Origin of the sequence: Pseudomonas sp. P129, assembly GCF_020312195.1 — a bacterium.
In the GTDB taxonomy this organism is placed as follows: domain Bacteria; phylum Pseudomonadota; class Gammaproteobacteria; order Pseudomonadales; family Pseudomonadaceae; genus Aquipseudomonas; species Aquipseudomonas fragariae.
The window spans coordinates 377109-396290 of the sequence record NZ_JAGPYS010000002.1 but is presented as its reverse complement, the minus strand read 5'-3'; the positions used below and the strand labels follow the sequence as shown (position 1 = coordinate 396290).

The window sequence follows — 19182 nt, the reverse complement described above, 5'->3', positions numbered from 1 at the left end:
GCTGCGGATCGATCTGGACAGCGTGACCTGGGACGCGCAGCGTGATCAGAATCCGCGTGTTCCCGGCCTGACGGCAGAGCATCTGGCGTATGTGATTTACACCTCGGGTTCCACCGGCACGCCGAAAGGGGTGATGGTCGAGCACCGTAATGTCAGCAACCTGGTGCAGTGGAGCTCGGTGTTGTGCCCACCTGCCTCGGGCACGGTCTTGCTGCAAAAGACCCCGATCAGCTTCGACGCCTCGGTCTGGGAGATCTTCTGGCCCCTGAGCAGCGGTATTCCACTGGTGCTGGCCCGCCCTGACGGCCAGCGCGATACTGCCTACCTGGCGCAAGTGATTCAGGAGCGCCAGGTCAGCGTGGTGCAGTTCGTTCCTGCGCTGTTACAGCAGTTCCTCGATCTGCCGCAGAGCAGCGCGTGCAGCAGCTTGACCGACGTTGTCTGCGGGGGCGGTGAGCTGACCGTGGAGATGGCGGCGCAGCTGCGCAAACGTTTGCCGGAGGTGCGCCTGCACAACGTGTATGGCCCGACCGAAACCACAGTCGATTGCAGTGTCTGGACGCTGCAACCCGACCAAGCCGTGCCGGACACTGCCCTGCCTATCGGGCGTCCGATCAGCAACACACGGCTGTATGTGCTCGACGCTTATGACCAGCCCGTACCGCAGGGGGTTATCGGCCAGCTGCATATCGGCGGTGCCGGGGTGACGCGTGGCTATCTGAACCTGCCGAAGACCGATGCCGAACGTTTTATCGACAGCCCTTTCGTAGCAGGCGACCGCCTGTACCGCAGTGGTGATCTGGTACGCCAGCGGGCAGACGGCAACCTCAAGTTCCTTGGCCGCAATGACGATCAGGTGAAGATCCACGGATTACGCATCGAACCGGGCGATATTCAGGCCTGCCTGATCAGCCATCCGGGCATCGAACAGGCCATCGTGCTGGTGCGCGACGAGCAACCGGGCGGGCAACGGCTGGTGGCCTATTACACCGGCACACAGTTGCCGGTCGAGACCTTGCGTGAAGTGCTGCGTGCGCAGTTGCCGGATTACATGGTGCCCGCACTGTTCGTGCATCTGGACGCCATGCCGCTGAGCCCCAACGGCAAGCTGGATCGCAAGGCGCTGCCTGCGCCCGGGCAGGATGCGCTCCTGACCCGCCCTTATGAAGCACCGCAAGGCGAAACCGAAGTCTTGCTGGCCAGGCTCTGGAGCGAACTGCTCGGGGTCGGGCAGGTAGGCCGTCACGACAACTTTTTCGAGCTGGGCGGTCATTCGCTGCTGGCGGTGAGCCTGACTGCGCGCCTGCGCCAGGAAGGCATCGAGGCCGACGTCCGGGCGCTTTTCGAACAACCTACGCTGGCGGGCTACGCAGCCATCACAGAGAACATGGAGATTACCCTGTGAGCATCAACGAACTCTTGGCGACACTCAAAGCTCACGAAATCCACCTGACGGTCAAGGACGGTCAACTGGTGGTGCAGGGCAATCGCCGTGCCTTGACCGATAACGGCTTGCTGGAGCATCTGCGTGAGCATAAGCCGGCGCTGATCGAGCTCATCGAACAAGGCGATTATCAGAACGGCAAGCGTGGTGCACCGGCATTGCCAGACAACGGCATCGAGCAGGGTTGCGAGCGAATCACCCCTGAAATGTTGACGCTGGTGAAGCTTGATCAGGCGGCTATCGACCTGTTGATGGACGCGATACCGGGAGGTGCCGCGAATGTCCAGGACATCTACCCGCTGGCGCCGCTGCAGCAAGGCATTCTTTATCACCACGTCAGCGCCACCCAAGGCGATCCCTATGTCATGCAGGTGCAATTCGCCTTTTCTGATCAGGCGCGTCGGGACGCGTTCGCCGAGGCGCTGCAAAGCGTCATCACCCGGCATGACATTCTGCGCACCTCAGTACACTGGAAGGGGCTGGAAACCCCGGTGCAGGTGGTCTGGCGCCACGCTGAACTGAAAGTCGACAGCTCGCCGCTCGCGGCAGACCTGACGATGGATCTGGGCCAGGCCCCGCTGATGCGCCTGGTCTGCCATGCACCCGTAGCAGGCCAGCGGGTCGAGGCTACGCTGCTGTTCCACCACATTGCCATGGACCATAGCGCTCTTGAGGTCGTGCGCCATGAGGTCCAGGCCTGTCTGTCGGGACAAGCCGAAATGCTGGGCGTGCCGGTACCGTTTCGCAACTATGTCGGGCAAGCGCTGCTGGGTGTCAGCGAGGCTCAGCATGAAGCGTTTTTCCGCGAGATGCTGGGTGATCTCGACGAACCGACGCTGGCCTACGGTCTGCAGGATTTGAGCGGTGAGGGCGATGCAATCGAAGAACACAGCATCACCCTCGATCAGCAATTGTGTCAGCGCCTGCGCGCTCAGTCGCGAACCCTGGGCATCAGTGTCGCCAGCCTGTTCCACCTGGGCTGGGCACGGGTGCTGGCGGGCCTCGCCGGACAGTCGCGGGTTGTGTTCGGCACCGTGCTGATGGGGCGCCTGCTGGGTGCCGAAGCCACAGAGCGGGCGCTGGGTATCTTCATCAACACCTTGCCGCTGCGCCTCGATCTGGACGAGCAGGGCGTGCAAGCCGCAGTGCGCGCCACCCACCAGCGCCTGACCGCGCTGATGCGCCACGAACACGCACCGCTGGCACTGGCGCAGCGCTGCAGTGGGGTAAAAGCGCCGACGCCGTTGTTCAACGCATTGCTCAACTACCGCCACAGCGCGCCGGCGCAGGCGTCCGGTGAAACATGGCAAGGCATTGAGGTGCTGCAGGCTCAGGAGCGCAGCAATTATCCGCTGGTGCTGAGCGTCGATGATCTGGGCGAAGCCTTTGGCTTGACGGCACAGGCCACCGCAGGCATCGACCCGCACAATATTTGCGCCTATATGCAATGGACCATGGAAAGCGTGGTCGATGCGCTGGAGCAGACGCCACAGATGCCGGTCGATCAGCTTGATATCGTGCCCGCCAGCGAGCGTGCGCGATTGCTGCTGGACTTCAATGACCGACGTGCCGACTACGAACGCAGACTGACGATTCATCAGCGCATCGAGCAACTGGCAGAGCAGCAGCCTGATGCTGTTGCCGCACAGGTAGGTGCACAACACCTGAGCTACCGCGAGCTGAACGCGCGCGCCAATGCGCTCGCTCATCATTTGATCGGTCTTGACGTACAACCCGATGACCGCGTGGCGGTGGTGGCACGACGCAGCCTGGAGACGCTGGTCGGCTTGCTGGCGGTGCTCAAGGCCGGTGCGGGCTATGTGCCGGTCGATCCGGCGCACCCGGACGAGCGCATTGCCTATCTGCTCGGCGACAGCGCGCCGGTTGCGGTGTTGGCTCAACCGGCCTTTGTCGAACGCCTGCAAGGGTTGGGCTTGGCGGGATTGAACACACCGCTGATCGAACTGGACCTGGCAAGCTGGCCAGAGCAGCAAGACAACCCTCACATCGACGCGCTCGATTCGACCCATCTCGCCTACGTGATCTACACCTCGGGTTCGACCGGCCAGCCCAAGGGCGTAATGGTCGAACATCGCACGCTGAACAATCTGATCGACTGGCACCGTGAGGCCTTCGATCTGCGTGCGGGCAGTCATACCGCCAGCGTGGCGGGCTTCGGGTTCGACGCCATGGCCTGGGAAATCTGGCCAGCCTTGTGCGCCGGGGCGACGCTGCACCTGCCACCGGCCGAGATCGGCAATGAACAGCTCGATGCGCTGCTTGACTGGTGGATCGCCCAGCCATTGCAGGTCGCTTTTCTGCCCACACCGGTGGCCGAATACGCCTTTAGTCGCAATCTGCGTCATCCAACCCTGCGCACGCTGCTGATCGGCGGTGACCGGCTGCGCCAGTTCCATCGCGATCCAGGCTTTGCGGTGATCAACAATTATGGTCCCACCGAAGCCACAGTGGTCGCCACCTCCGGTCGTTTATTACCCGACGGCAGCCTGGATATCGGCAAGCCGGTCGCCAACACGTCGATTTATCTGCTTGATGAGCGCCAACAGCTGGTTCCGCTCGGGGTGCCGGGTGAGCTGTATATCGGTGGCGACAGTGTGGCCCGCGGTTACCTGAATCAGCCGCAACTGACTGCAGAACGCTTTGTGCATGACTCGTTCGCCGGGCAACCACAGGCGCGCATGTACCGCACCGGCGATCTGGCGCGCTGGAATGCCGATGGCACGCTGGAATACCTGGGTCGTAACGACGATCAGGTGAAAATTCGCGGGGTGCGTATCGAGCTGGGTGAGATCGAAAACCAGTTCAGCCAATTGCCGGGTATCGAGGAAGCACTGGTGCTTGCTCGCGAGGACGAACCGGGGCAACCGCGGCTGGTGGGTTACTTCACTGAACGCGCAGGCGCTGCTTCCAGCACCGTGGAGCAATTGCGTACCGCGCTGCTGGCCCGTCTGCCGGGTTATATGGTGCCCGGCGCATTGGTACGCCTGGAAAGCTGGCCGCTGACGGCCAACGGCAAGGTCGACCGCCGTGCCTTGCCGGTACCCGATCGCACCGCGTTGTCGACCGGCGAATATCAGGCCCCGCAAGGCGATCTGGAGAGCGCACTGGCCCTGATCTGGAGCGAGTTGCTGCAGGTCGAGCGCGTAGGGCGTCATGATCGTTTCTTCGAGCTGGGCGGTCATTCGTTGCTGGCCATGCGCATGGTTTCTCAGGTGCGTCAGCGCCTGGCACTGGAACTGGCCCTTGGCGACCTGTTTGCCGACAGTTCGCTGATCGCGGTCGCACACTGCCTGAGCGCTGCCGCACGCAGTCAGTTGCCGGCCATCGACGTGCAGCCACGCAACGGCCCGCTACCCTTGTCTTCCGCTCAGCAGCGCATCTGGTTCATGGCGCAAATGGAAGACGCCAACAGCGCCTACAACATCTCGCTGGGCCTGAAATTGAGCGGTCCACTGGACAGCCGTGCCATGACGCGTGCGCTGGAGCGCATTGTGGCCCGCCACGACAGCCTGCGCAGCCGCTTCAGTCAGGAGGACGACAATGCCTGGGTAGAGGCCGCGCCTGTGACTGAAGTGCCGCGCATCTGCTGGCAGGACTTACGTGATCAGGACCCACAAGCGCTGCAGGCCGTGATCAGGGAAGAGGCCGCGCAGCCCTTCGACTTGCAGCACGACCTGCCGATCCGAGGCCGTTTGCTGTGTCTGGCTGAAGACCGTCACGTCTTGTTGCTGACCGTGCATCACATCGTTGCCGACGGTTGGTCGCTGGGCGTGCTGACCCGCGAACTGACCGCGCTCTACCAGGCATTCAGTCAAGGGCAAGAGGACCCGCTGCCCGCACTGGCGCTGCAATATGGCGATTACGCCGTATGGCAACGCAACTGGCTGGACGACGAGCGATTGAGTCATCAGGCCGATTACTGGCAGCAGACGCTGACGGGAGCGCCGGTATTGCTGACCCTGCCCACCGACCGTCCACGTCCTGCGCATCAGGATTACACCGGGGCCAGCGTCGCGCTGGATCTCGATCCGCGTCTGAGCACCGACCTCAGAGCCTTCTGTCAGGCGCAGTCGGTGACACCGTTCATGCTGTTCATGGGCGCATGGGCCGTATTGCTGGCGCGGCTGTCCGGACAGGAGGAGGTGGTCGTCGGCATGCCGGTTGCCAACCGCCGTCGTGCCGAAATCGAAGGCTTGATCGGGCTGTTCGTCAATACCCTGGCCGTGCGTGTCGATACGTCGGGCGAGCCGGATGTGGTGACGCTGCTGGAGCGCATCAAGGCCCGCGTGGTGGAAGCGCAGGATCATCAGGACCTGCCTTTCGAACAGGTCGTGGAGCGTCTGCGGCCGCCGCGCAGCCTCGCGCACAGCCCGCTATTCCAGGCATCACTGACCTGGGACGGCAGCCAGGGGCTGGAATTGCAACTGGGCGATATGCAGCTCGAACCGCTGGATGAACAGGCCGCATTCGCAAAATTCGACCTGGCGTTGAGCGTCAGCGATGGTCCTGATCATTTCCGCTGCATCGTGGAATATGCCACAGCGCTGTTTGACCACGGCACCATCGAGCGCCACCTGAATTATCTGGAGGCGATACTGCGGGCCATGGTGGCTGACAGCCAGACGGTGGTGAGCCACATTCCGCTGTTGTCGGAGGCCGAGCGTCGGCAGTTGACCGACGGGTTCAATGCACCTGATGCGGTTTATCCGCAAGAACAGACGCTGCACAGCCAGTTCGAAGCGCAAGCGCAGCGCACGCCGGATGCGATTGCCGTCAGCTATGAAGAGGAGTCGTGGAGCTACGCGACACTCAACGCCCAGGCCAACAGGATCGCGCATCGCCTGATTGACATGGGCATCGGTGCGGACGACCGGGTCGCCATCTGCACCCATCGCGGCCTGCAGATGATCGCCGGCCTGCTGGGGATTCTCAAGGCCGGTGCCGCCTACGTGCCGCTGGACCCGGCTTATCCTGTTGAACGTCTGGCTTATACCCTCGACGACAGCGCACCGGTAGCGTTGTTGAGTCAGCGGTCAGTGCAGGGCACCTTGCCAGTCTCGCAAGTGCCGGTTATCTGTCTCGACGACGACTTGCAGGACGAATCCGTCTGTAATCCGCAGGTGCCGGTAACGCCCGGCAACCTGGCTTATGTGATCTACACCTCCGGGTCTACCGGCAAGCCCAAAGGCGTGATGATCGAACATCGCAACGTTGCGCGGCTATTCTCGGCCACCGAAGAATGGTTCGGTTTCAACCAGCAGGATGTCTGGGCGCTGTTCCATTCGTTCGCCTTCGATTTCTCGGTCTGGGAAATCTGGGGTGCATTGCTGCACGGCGGGCATTTGGTGATCGTGCCGCAACTGGTCAGCCGCTCGCCCGAAGATTTCTACACACTGCTGTGCAGCACCGGGGTGACGGTGCTCAACCAGACGCCGAGTGCGTTCCGTCAGCTGATTGCTGCACAGGGCGAGAACGGCCAGGCGCATTCGTTGCGCAAGGTGATCTTCGGCGGTGAAGCGCTGGACACCGTGATACTCAAGCCGTGGTATGCCCGCCAGGTGAATGCCGGCACACAACTGGTGAACATGTACGGCATCACCGAAACCACGGTGCATGTGACCTATTACCCGTTGCAGCCCGGAGACGCCCAGCGCCTCGGCGCCAGCCCGATTGGCAGGCGCATTCCCGATTTGCAGCTGTATGTTCTCGATACACGCGGCGAGCCGGTGCCGATGGGCGTGGTTGGCGAGCTGTATGTCGGCGGTGCCGGTGTGGCGCGGGGCTACCTGCACCGTGAAGCTCTGACGGCTGAACGCTTTCTCGACAACCCGTTCAGCCACGCAGCGAATGCGCGGATGTACCGTACCGGTGACCTGGGCCGCTGGCTGGCCGATGGCAGTCTGGAATACATGGGCCGTAATGACGAACAGGTCAAGATTCGCGGTTTCCGTATCGAACTGGGTGAGATCGCAGCGCGCCTGAACGATCATCCAGATGTTCTCGACGCTGTGGTAGTGGCACGCGAGGATGTGCCGGGAGACAAACGACTGGTTGGCTATTACACCTCGGCTGAAGATAAAGCCGGGCTGGATATCGAACAGTTGCGTGCCTGGCTGTCGGGCCTGCTGCCCGAATACATGGTGCCTGCCGCCTATGTACGGCTGGCCAGCCTGCCGGTGACGGCGAACGGCAAACTGGACCGCAAAAGCCTGCCGGCACCGGACCGCGACAGCATCGCCAGCCGGGCCTATGAAGCGCCGCAAGGACCGATCGAAATCGCTCTGGCAAGCTTGTGGGCCGAGCTGTTGCGTGTGGAGCAGGTCGGTCGTCAGGATAATTTCTTTGAACTGGGCGGCCACTCGTTGCTGGCCGTGACCCTGATTGCGCGTATGCGTCGTCTGGACATGCGTGCGGACATTCGCGTTCTGTTTGTCCAGCCAACGCTGGCGGCGTTGGCCGAGGCCGTCGGTCACGACACTGAAATCAATGTGCCGGCCAACCTGATCGATGCGCACTGCCAGCGCATCACCCCTGAACTGCTGCCCCTGGTGGCGCTGGATCAGCCCGCCATTGAGCGTATCGTGGCGCGGGTGCCGGGCGGTGCCGCGAATGTGCAGGATATCTACCCGCTGGGCCCGTTGCAGACCGGTATTCTTTATCACCACCTGACCGCCGGGGACCGCGATCCTTATCTGTTGCAGCCGCAGTTCGCGTTTGCCAATTCCTCGCGTCTCGAGGCTTTTTGCCATGCCTTGCAGCGGGTGATCGAGCGCAACGATATTCTGCGCACCGGGTTGTTCTGGGAAGGTTTGCAAGCACCGGTACAAGTGGTCTGGCGTCAAGCGCCTCTGCGGGTTGAAGAAACAGCCTTGCAAGACCTGTTCAATGCGCCGCGCATGGACCTGACGCAGGCGCCGCTGCTGCAGCTGGTCTATGCCCATGATCCGGCCAACCAAAAGATCGCAGCGGTGCTGCGCTACCATCATGTGATCATGGACCACATCGCCCTTGATGTATTGAGCCATGAGTTGCAGGCCATCCTGCTGGACAACGAAGCTCAGCTTGCAGCGCCCGTGCCTTACCGAAACTACATCGCCCACGTTGTGCAAGGGCCTGGCGAGGACGCCCATGAAGCGTTCTTCCGCGAGCAGTTGGGCGATATCGATGAACCGACCTTGCCTTACGGCCTGGCCATGGCATCCGCAGAGCAGATTCCTGGCGATGCACGGCTCACGCTGGACAGCGACCTGTGCCGGCAGATCCGCGATCAGGCAAGGCAGTCGAGTGTCAGTGCCGCCACCTTGATGCACCTGGCCTGGGCGAAGGTACTGGGCCAGTTGTCCGGGCGTGACAGCGTGGTATTCGGCACCGTGCTGCTTGGACGCCTGCGCGGCGGTGAAGGGGGCGAGCGCGCCTTGGGGGTGTTCATCAATACCTTGCCATTGCGCATGGATCTGGGCGGGCATTGCGCGCGCAGTGCGGTGCTCGACCTTCATGGTCGTCTGGTCGGGATGCTCGCCCACGAGCACGCTCAGTTGGCTCTGACCCAGCGCTGCAGTGCCTTGCCGGCTGGCGCGCCACTGTTCAATACGCTGCTCAATTACCGCCACAGCGCTGTGCCTGAGGTCGATGACCAGGCGAACAACACGGCATGGCAAGGGATTGAGGTCGTGCACGCAGAGGAGCGCAGTAACTACCCGCTGACTTTGAGTATCGATGACTTCGGCGATGGTTTCAGCCTGACAGCCCAGGCTGCGCCGGGTATTGATCCGCAACGGATTTGCGCCTACGTGCAACAAGCCCTTGTCCATCTGGTGCAGGCCCTGGAGCAGCAATCGGCAACAGCTCTGATCGAATCATCGGTGCTGCCGGAGGCAGAATGCGAGCGTCTGTTGGTCTCGTTCAACGATACCCGGCGTGACTACCCACGCGGGCAGCCCGTGCACCGTCTGTTCGAGCGTCGCGCCGCGCTGCATCCGCATGCAGTGGCGGCCGTGCATGGCCGCCGCTCACTCACTTATGGTGAGTTGAACGAACGCGCCAACCACCTGGCTCACTATCTTCTGGGACAAGGTGTGCGGCCCAACGAGCATGTGGCGATTTTGCTGCCGCGCTCGCTGGAACTGCTGATCAGCCAGTTGGCGATCGGCAAATGCGCAGCGACCTACGTGCCACTGGACGTCAATGCGCCTGCCGAACGCCAGCATTACATGCTCGATGATTGCCAGGCGAAATGTGTGCTGACACAGAGCGCTACCTCGCTGGGCTCGACGGTGCAACGCATCGATCTGGACCAGTTGAACCTTGACGACCAGCCTGCGCATGATCCGGGTCTGCCTCAGGCGTCCGACACCGCGGCTTACGTCATGTATACCTCCGGCTCGACGGGGGCTCCGAAAGGCGTACGTGTGGCCCATCGCGGCATTGCCAGGCTGGTGTTGAACAACGGTTATGCCGACTTCAACGAGCAGGACAGCATCGCCTTTGCCTCCAACCCGGCGTTCGATGCCAGCACCATGGAAGTCTGGGGTGCCTTGCTCAACGGTGGACAGTTGCTGGTGATCGAGCACACCACGCTGATCGACCCGATGCGTTTCAGCGCGGCCCTGCGTCACGGCAATGTCAGCGTGCTGTTCTTGACCAGCGCACTGTTCAATCAGTACGTGCAACTGATCCCCGAGGCACTCAGCGGTCTTCGGCTGTTGCTTTCCGGCGGTGAGCGCGCCGATCCGGCGAGCTTCCGCACGCTGCTTGCCCAGGCTCCGGGCCTGCACCTGTTGAACGCGTACGGCCCCACGGAAACGACCACCTTCGCGACAGCCTGCGAAGTCCGAGCGCTGGCCGATCACGCCGAGTCGGTTCCGATCGGCAGACCTATCGGTAACACGACGGTCTACGTACTCGACGCTCATCAGCGCCTGACACCGTTGGGGGCGATTGGCGAGCTTTACATTGGCGGCGATGGTGTGGCGCTCGGTTATCTGAATCGCCCGGACCTGACGGCAGAGAAGTTTATTGCCGACCCGTTCAGCGATCAGCCCGGCGCGCTGCTGTACCGCACCGGCGATCTGGGCCGCTGGCTGGAGGACGGTCAGCTGGAATGTCTGGGACGCAACGATGACCAAGTGAAAATCCGCGGCTTCCGTATTGAGCTGGGCGAGATCGTCAATTGCCTGCACCAATTGCCTGGTATCAGGGAGGCTGTGGTTCTGGCGCGCGAGGATGAGCCGGGGCAGGTGCGTCTGGTTGCCTATTTCACCAGTCGACTGGACGCCGAGGCACCTGCACCCGAGCAAATGCGTGCTCACTTGCAGGCTAACCTGCCGGAATACATGGTGCCTGGGGCCTTTGTCGAGCTGACCGCTTTGCCGTTGACGGCCAACGGCAAGCTGGACAGCCGTGCGCTGCCCAAACCGGATCACTCGTCGCTGTTGGGACTGGCCTACGAGCCACCGCAGGGCGAGATTGAAATCGCTCTGGCGCAGATCTGGGCTGAAGTGCTGCAGCTCGAGCGGGTCAGTCGTCACGATCACTTTTTCGATCTGGGCGGGCATTCCCTGCTGGCCATGCGCATGGTGTCGCAGGTGCGTCAGCAGATGGGCATGGAGTTGCCATTGGGCGAACTCTTCGCGCTGGGCGAACTGGCAGCCGTGGCCAGTGCGCTGGCTGGTGCCGGACGCAGTGAACTGTCAATGATCCTGCCTGCGCCACGTGATCAGTCGCTACCGCTGTCGTTTGCCCAGCAGCGTTTGTGGTTTCTGGCACAAATGGAGGGCGGCAATCAGGCTTACAACATCCCGCTGGCCCTCAGTCTGCAAGGATCGCTGGATGTGCCTGCACTGACAGCCGCGCTTGGGCGGATCGTCGAGCGCCACGAAACCCTGCGCAGCCGCTTCATTGCCCGCGAGGAGGGGGCTGAAGTCGTGTTCACAGCTCCGACAGCCATGGCGTTCCTGCACATCGAAGACCTGCGTCAAAACCCGCAAACCCTGGCCGAACGCGTTGCAGCAGAGGCCACCGCAGCGTTTGATCTGACGCGTGGGCCGCTGATCCGTGGCTGCCTGCTGCAGGTGGAAGACGAGCGGCACGTGTTGTTGCTGACCGTGCACCACATCGTCTCCGACGGCTGGTCGATGGGCGTGCTGACCCGCGAACTGCATGCGTTGTATCCGGCGCTGCGCCGTGGCGAGGCCGATCCATTGCCAGCGCTGAGCATTCAATACGCCGACTATGCGGTCTGGCAGCAGGGCTGGATGAGCGGTGAGCGCCTGCAACATCAGGCGGCCTACTGGCGGCAGGCGCTGGAAGGCGCACCGACACTGCTGACCCTGCCAGCCGACCGGCCGCGTCCGGCGCAGCAGGATTTCGCCGGTGCCAGCCTCAACGTACGGCTGGATGGGCAACTGACTGCCGGCCTGCGTGCGCTGGCTCAGCGGCAAGGTGTCACGCTGTACATGACCTTGCTGACTGCGTGGGGCGCACTGCTGGCGCGGCTTTCAGGTCAGGCCGAGGTGGTCGTCGGCAGCCCGATCGCGGGCCGTGGTCGCGCCGAGCTGGAAGGGCTGATCGGTCTGTTCGTCAACACGCTGGCCATACGCATCGACACGGCATCGGCATCCACCGGTGATACGCTGCTGGCACAGGTCAGGGCGCGGGTCCTGGAGGCTCAGGACCATCAGGACCTGCCGTTCGAGCAGGTGGTGGAAATCGTCCGGCCGACACGCAGCCTGGCCCATGGCCCACTGTTCCAGACAACGCTCAACTGGCTGGCCGGGGAAACTACCTTACCGGAGATGGACGGGTTGTCGCTGGCGACGGTCGAACAGCAGAGTCAGGTCTCCAAGTTCGATCTGTCGCTTAACCTCGGCGAACAGGGTGATGCCTTGTTCGGTACGCTGGACTACGCCACTGCGCTGTTCGACGAGACAACGGTGCAGCGCTATTGCGGCTATTTCGAACAGTTGCTGCGCACGCTGGTGAATAACCAGCAGGTGGTGCTCGCTGATATACCGCTGGTGGGCCTGCAGGAGCGCGAGTATCTGCTCGAAAGCCTCAACGCCAGCGCGGTGAGTCTGCCGCAAGGTCAGACCATTCATGCCCTGATAGAAGCACGCGCCGAAGGCATGCCCGAAGCCTTTGCCGCCAGGGTCGGCGAGCAGTCACTGAGCTACGCACAGATGAACCGTCAGGCCAACAGCCTTGCCCATCATCTGATCAGCCTGGGCGTGCGCCCGGATGATCGCGTCGCGGTCGTCGCGCGCCGTGGGCTGGACACGCTGGTGAGCCTGCTGGCCGTGCTCAAGTCCGGTGCCTGCTATGTGCCGGTGGATCCGGCGCACCCCGATGAGCGCATAAACTATCTGCTGGCCGACAGCGCGCCAGTAGTGGTGCTCGCTGAACAGGCTTTCATGGCGCGCCTGCCTGCACTGAAGGTGCCGTTGCTCGCGCTTGATCGATCTCAATGGCCTGAAAAACCGGCAAATCCGCTGGTATCGGGCCAGACGCCCGGCGATCTGGCGTATGTGATTTACACCTCCGGCTCGACCGGACAACCGAAAGGCGTGATGGTCGAACACCGCACGCTGGCCAATCTCGTCCACTGGCATTGCCAGGCGTTCGCTTTGCACGCCGGCAGCCACACGGCCACTGTGGCCGGCTTCGGTTTTGACGCGATGGCCTGGGAAATCTGGCCGGCGCTCTGTGCAGGGGCAACGCTGCACATCCCGCCAGCGGAGATCAGCAACGAACAGCTCGACCTGCTGCTCGACTGGTGGCTCGCGCAGCCGCTGCAGGTGGCGTTTTTGCCGACACCGGTGGCCGAATATGCGTTCAGCCGCGAGCTCTACCACCCGACGCTGCACACGCTGCTGATCGGCGGCGATCGCCTGCGGCAGTTCCACCGTGAGCCGGGTTTTGCCGTGATCAACAACTATGGCCCGACCGAAACCACGGTGGTCGCGACCTCCGGTCGTCTGTTGCCTGATGGCAGCCTCGACATCGGCAAGCCGATCGCCAACACCCGCGTGTACCTGCTGGATGATCAGCAGCAACTGGTGCCGACCGGTGTTGCCGGCGAGCTGTACATCGGTGGTGAAGGCGTGGCGCGGGGTTATCTGAATCAGCCGCAACTCACTGCCGAACGCTTCCTCAGTGACCCGTTTTGCGATAACCCGCAGGCGCGCATGTACCGCACCGGCGATCTGGCGCGCTGGAATGCCGACGGCACGCTGGACTACCTGGGACGTAACGACGATCAGGTGAAAGTCCGCGGTATGCGCATCGAACTGGGCGAAATCGAGGCGCAACTGACCTCGTTGCCAGGTATCGAGGAGTCGCTGGTGGTGGCGCGCGAGGACGAACCTGGACAGTCACGTCTGGTGGCGTACTTCATTGAGCAAGGCCCGCGCTCGGCCCTTGATATCGCCAGGCTACGTGCCGACCTGCTGGACCGTCTGCCGGGCTACATGGTGCCGAGTGCGTTCGTGCGCCTCGATGCCTGGCCATTGACCGCCAACGGCAAGGTCGATCGACGTGCCTTGCCGGTGCCGGATCGCGACGCCATGCCAGGGCGTGAATACGAGCCGCCGCAAGGCGAGCTGGAAATGGCCCTGGCCGATATCTGGAGCGATTTGCTGCAAGTCGAGCAAGTAGGGCGCAACGATCACTTCTTCGAACTCGGCGGCCATTCGCTGCTCGCCGTTACTCTGATCGCACGCATGCGTCGCCGTGGCATGGATGCCGATATCCGCGTGTTGTTTGCCCAGCCGACCCTGGCCGCCTTGGCACGCGCCGTTGGCAGCGGCGCTCAGGTGAAGATTCCGGCCAACCTGATCGGTGCGGATTGCACGTCAATCACCCCGGACCTGTTGCCGTTGGTGAAACTGGATCAGGCAGGTATCGATCGCGTTGTCGCCAGCGTGACCGGCGGTGCGAGCAATATTCAGGACATCTACCCGCTGGGGCCTTTGCAGGCGGGTATTTTCTATCACTACCTGTCCGCCGCCGAGGATGATCCCTATCGCTTGCAAGCACGCTTCGCCTTTGCCGACCGCTCGCGACTGGAGGCCTTCAGCCAGGCGCTGCAACAGGTCATCGCCCGCAACGACGTGTTGCGGACTTCACTGTGCTGGGAAGGCCTGGAAACGCCGGTGCAAGTGGTCTGGCGACATGCCGATCTGCCGGTGATCGAGGTACCGCTGGCGGCGCTGGATAATCCCGAGCCGCTGGAACTTGTACGAGCACCGCTGCTGAGGCTGATTCACGCCGATGACCCGGACAACGGGCGTATCGTCGCGCTCCTGCTGTTCCATCACTTGATCATGGACCACGTTGCCCTGGACCTGCTGAGCCAGGAATTGCAGGCGGTGCTGCTCGATCAGGCAGCGCAACTGCCTGCGCCAGTGCCTTACCGCAACTACATCGCGCAGACCTTGCTGGGGGCGGGTGACGATGCGCATGAAACGTTCTTCCGCGAGCAATTGGGCGATCTGGATGAGCCGACCCTGGCGTATGCCCAGACCTGGTTGCCAGGGCCGGAGGTTGCAGGCGAGGCCCGACTGCGTCTGGATGCGGACCTGAGCAGGCGGTTGCGTCATCAGGTGCGGCAGCTGGGTGTCAGTCCTGCCAGCCTGATGCACCTGGCCTGGGCTCAGGTACTGGGCCGATTGTCCGGGCGTGACAGCGTGGTGTTCGGCACCGTACTGCTGGGGCGCTTGAACGGCAGCGAGGGCGCCGACCGCACGCTCGGGGTGTTCATCAACACCTTGCCGTTGCGCATCGACCTGGCCGATCAGAGTGCACGCGATGCTCTGTCCCAGACCCACCGCCGCCTGACCGGATTGCTTGCCCACGAACAGGCTTCTCTGGCAATCGCGCAGCGTTGCAGCGCCTTGCCTGCAGGCGCACCGTTGTTCAGTGCGCTGTTGAACTACCGCCATAGCGCGGTGCCCGGTGAGGCAAACGAGGCTGCCGGCAAGGCCTGGCAGGGTATCGAGCTGTTGCAGTCGGGCGAGCGCAGCAGCTACCCGTTGACGCTCAGCGTCGATGATCTGGGCGAGGCGTTCGACCTGACTGCATTGACCTCGACAGGCATCGATGCCCGACGTGTTTGTGCGTATCTTGCCTGCGCCGTGGAGGGGCTGGTCGACGCCCTTGAACAGGCACCTTCGGAACCGATTCAGGCACTGAATATTCTGCCCGGCACCGAGCGAACCGAACTGCTCGATGGCTTCAATACCGATCGCCTTACGGCGGAGTGCCCGCTGCCGGTTCATCTACGTATCGAACAGCAGGCGCTTGACCAGCCGAACGCACTGGCTGCTAAGGCGGGCGACCAGCACTTGAGCTACGCCGAGTTGAATGCCCGTGCCAACGCATTGGCCCATCACCTGATCGGGCTGGGCGTGCGTCCTGACGACCGTGTGGCGGTGGTCGCGCGGCGCGGTCTGGAGACCCTGACAGGTCTGCTGGCAGTGCTCAAAGCCGGGGCGTGCTACGTACCGGTCGATCCGGGCCATCCGGATGAACGCATCAGCTACCTGCTGGAGAACAGCACACCCATGGTGGTGTTGGCTCAATTCGACCTGCTGACACGTCTGCCCGAACTGCAGGTGCCGGTGATCGCGCTTGATCGCCCGGACTGGTCACAGCGCACCGACAACCCGTCCGTGCCGGAAATGACCACGCAGCATCTGGCTTATGTGATTTACACCTCGGGGTCCACCGGGCTGCCCAAGGGCGTAATGGTCGAGCACCGCACGCTGAACAATCTGGTGGATTGGCACTGTGAAGCCTTCAACCTGCGTGCCGGCAGTCATACCGCCAGCGTTGCCGGGTTCGGTTTCGACGCCATGGCCTGGGAAGTCTGGCCTGCGCTGTGTGCCGGTGCGGTGCTGCACCTGCCGCCTGCGGAGATTGGCAACGAACAGCTCGATGTGCTGCTCGACTGGTGGCTGGCCCAGCCGCTGCAGGTGGCGTTTCTGCCGACCCCGGTGGCCGAATATGCCTTCAGCCGTGAATTACACCACCCGACGCTGCAGACCCTGTTGATTGGCGGTGATCGCTTGCGTCATTTCAACCGTGATCCCGGTTTTGCCGTGGTCAACAACTACGGCCCGACAGAGACCACGGTGGTGGCCAGCTCTGGCCGGATGCAGCCAGGCAAGGTGTTGCACATCGGCAAGCCGGTTACCCATGCCCGACTGTACGTACTGGATTGGCGTGGCCAGCCCGTGCCACTCGGGGTGCCCGGCGAGTTGTACATCGGCGGCGCTGGCGTGGCTCGTGGCTATCTGAACCGTGCGGACCTGACCGCAGAACGCTTCCTCGACGATCCGTTCAGCGACAGGCCCGGTGCACGGATGTATCGCTCCGGCGATCTGGTGCGCTGGCTGTCCGACGGGACGCTTGAATACCTGGGCCGCAACGATGATCAGGTGAAGATCCGTGGCGTGCGTATCGAGCCGGGCGAGATCGAACAGCACCTGGCGCAATGCCCGGGCGTCGGCGAAGCGGTCGTGACCACCCAGCGTCTGGACGATGGCACGTTGCGTCTGGTGGGCTACTTCACCCGTCGCGATGCGTCGCTCGACAGTGCCGCCTTGCGTGCGCATCTGTTGGGGCACCTCCCGGAGTACATGGTGCCTGCGGTGTTTGTAGGCCTTGATGCGCTGCCATTGACCCAGAACGGCAAGGTCGACCGCAAGGCGCTGCCTGCGCCAGACCTGACCGCACTGGCAAACCTCGCTTACCAGGCGCCTTCAACGGCTCTGGAAGAGCGCCTGGCGGACTTGTGGGCCGAGGTTCTTGAAGTCGGGAAAATCGGCAGGCACGACAGCTTCTTCGAACTGGGCGGCCATTCGCTGTCGGCCATCCGTCTGGTCAGCCTGCTGCAAAAGGCAGGCGTGTCGCTGACGCTGGCCGAGCTGTTCCAGCACCCTAGCGTTGCAGCGCTGGCCGGATTGCTCGATCAGCGTCCAGGGTCGCCGGATGCGGCTCGCGAGGTGATCACAGTGCGCGCCGGTGGCAGCGAATCACCGTTGTTTCTGCTTCACGACTTCACCGGGCTGGATGCTTATTTTCCGGTGCTTGGGCAACATCTGCAGGGCGACTTTCCGATTTACGGCTTGCCGGGCATTGGCCTTGGGCAGCAGCAATTACGCACCATGGAGTGCCTGGCTGCGCGGATGGTGGAACGCATTCGTCAGGTCCAGCCGCGCGGCCCGTATCGACTGGCCGGCTGGTCGTTTGGCGGGGTTCTGGCCTACGAAGTGGCTACTCAACTGCTGGGCATGGACGAGGCCGTGACATTCCTCGGCCTGATCGACAGCTATGTGCCACGCCTGACCGATCAGGGCAAGGCGCGCTGGCAAGGACCTGACTTGCTTGAGCGGCAACTGCTCTCGCATTGCACTGCGCACTGGCAGGCCCAGGCAGGTGAGGGCGCTGCGAAGTTGGCACGTCTGAACTCATTCAGCGAACAAGCGCCGCTGCCGGACTTCGCGACGCTGTTGCAACTGTGCCGTGACGAAGGCCTGTTGTACGAGGAACTGGCGCTGGCGAGCGATCAGCAATTGCACCATTACCTGGACCGGGAAGTGGCGCATGGTCAGGCCCTGGCGCATTACCAGCTGGAACCGCTCAGTCTGCCGATTCACCTGTTCCGCGCCGAACAGCGTCCAATGGCGCCGATCGCAAGCAGTTCGACTCTGGGCTGGGGTGAGATTCTCTCCAGAAATCAACTGCAGTGCGTCGATGTCCCGGGGGACCATATGACGATGATGCAGGCACCGCACGTGGCCGTGCTTGGTCTGAGCATCGTTCAGGCGTTGCACAGCGCGCCTGCCACGCCACCGCCAACGCCGGCTCATCAGTCGCTGCTGGCCATCCAGAGTGGGCGTGACGGGCATGCCCCCGTGTTTTGCGTACCCGGAGCCGGTGACAGCGTCACCAGTTTCATTGGCCTGGCCGAGGCGCTGGGGCCGGAATGGCCGATCCACGGCCTGCAACCGCGCGGCCTGGACGGTCGCAGTGTTCCGCACAGCCGGGTGGAAGCGGCAGCGCAGAGCCATGTGCAGGCCATCGAAGCGCTGTATCCGAAAGGCCCGCTGCATCTGGTCGGGCATTCTTTCGGCGGCTGGGCGGCGCACGCCATGGCGGTCAAACTGCAGGCCCGTGGCCGCGAGGTTGTCTCGTTGACCCTGATCGACAGCGAGGCGCCTGGCGGCGAGGGCCTGGACGGCAAACCTTATACCGCCACCGCCGTGCTGGAACGCCTGGTCGAGGCGTTGCAGTTGTCCAGCGGACGAAGCCTGGAGCTCGACCCGCTGGCGTTTGCCGACAGCGATACGGTCACGCAAATGCACCTGCTTCAGCAGGCCATGGTGCGCGTCGGGTTATTGCCGCCACGCCTGGCGGCACAGGCCCTGCAAGGGATTGTCCGCACGTTTGCCAGCGCCTTGCGCACGGTCTATCGACCTGAGCCGGGAGGCTACAGCGGCAGGGCAAGTCTGGTCCTGGTGAATGACCCGCAACTGGATGCGCTGGACAATCAACTTGAGCATGCCGCTTGCGCAAGCCAATGGCAGCACTTGCTGCCGCAGCTTTCACTCTGGCAAGGGCCGGGCAACCACTTCAGCGTCCTGAAAGCGCCGGACGTCTACAGCCTGGCAGCCTGGTGGTACGACGGATTGGCAGTGGGTGTGGGGGAAACGCAATGA

At 63.0% G+C, this 19182-nt stretch carries 2 protein-coding genes (1 of these 2 cut by a window edge); both read left to right on the top strand.

What is annotated here, in order from left to right:
- A protein-coding gene (locus KBY02_RS06980) for a non-ribosomal peptide synthetase (RefSeq protein WP_225650073.1) crosses the window boundary here: on the top strand, window positions 1-1405 show its final stretch. 8093 nt of this gene lie to the left of the window's left edge; 1405 of the gene's 9498 nt are visible here — the last part of the coding sequence; the start codon falls outside the window, past its left edge; it ends in the stop codon at window positions 1403-1405.
- Window positions 1402-19182: a non-ribosomal peptide synthetase gene (locus KBY02_RS06975; protein WP_225650072.1), complete on the top strand. Its 17781-nt coding sequence runs from the start codon at window positions 1402-1404 to the stop codon at window positions 19180-19182. The genes KBY02_RS06980 and KBY02_RS06975 overlap by 4 nt, the downstream gene beginning before the upstream one ends.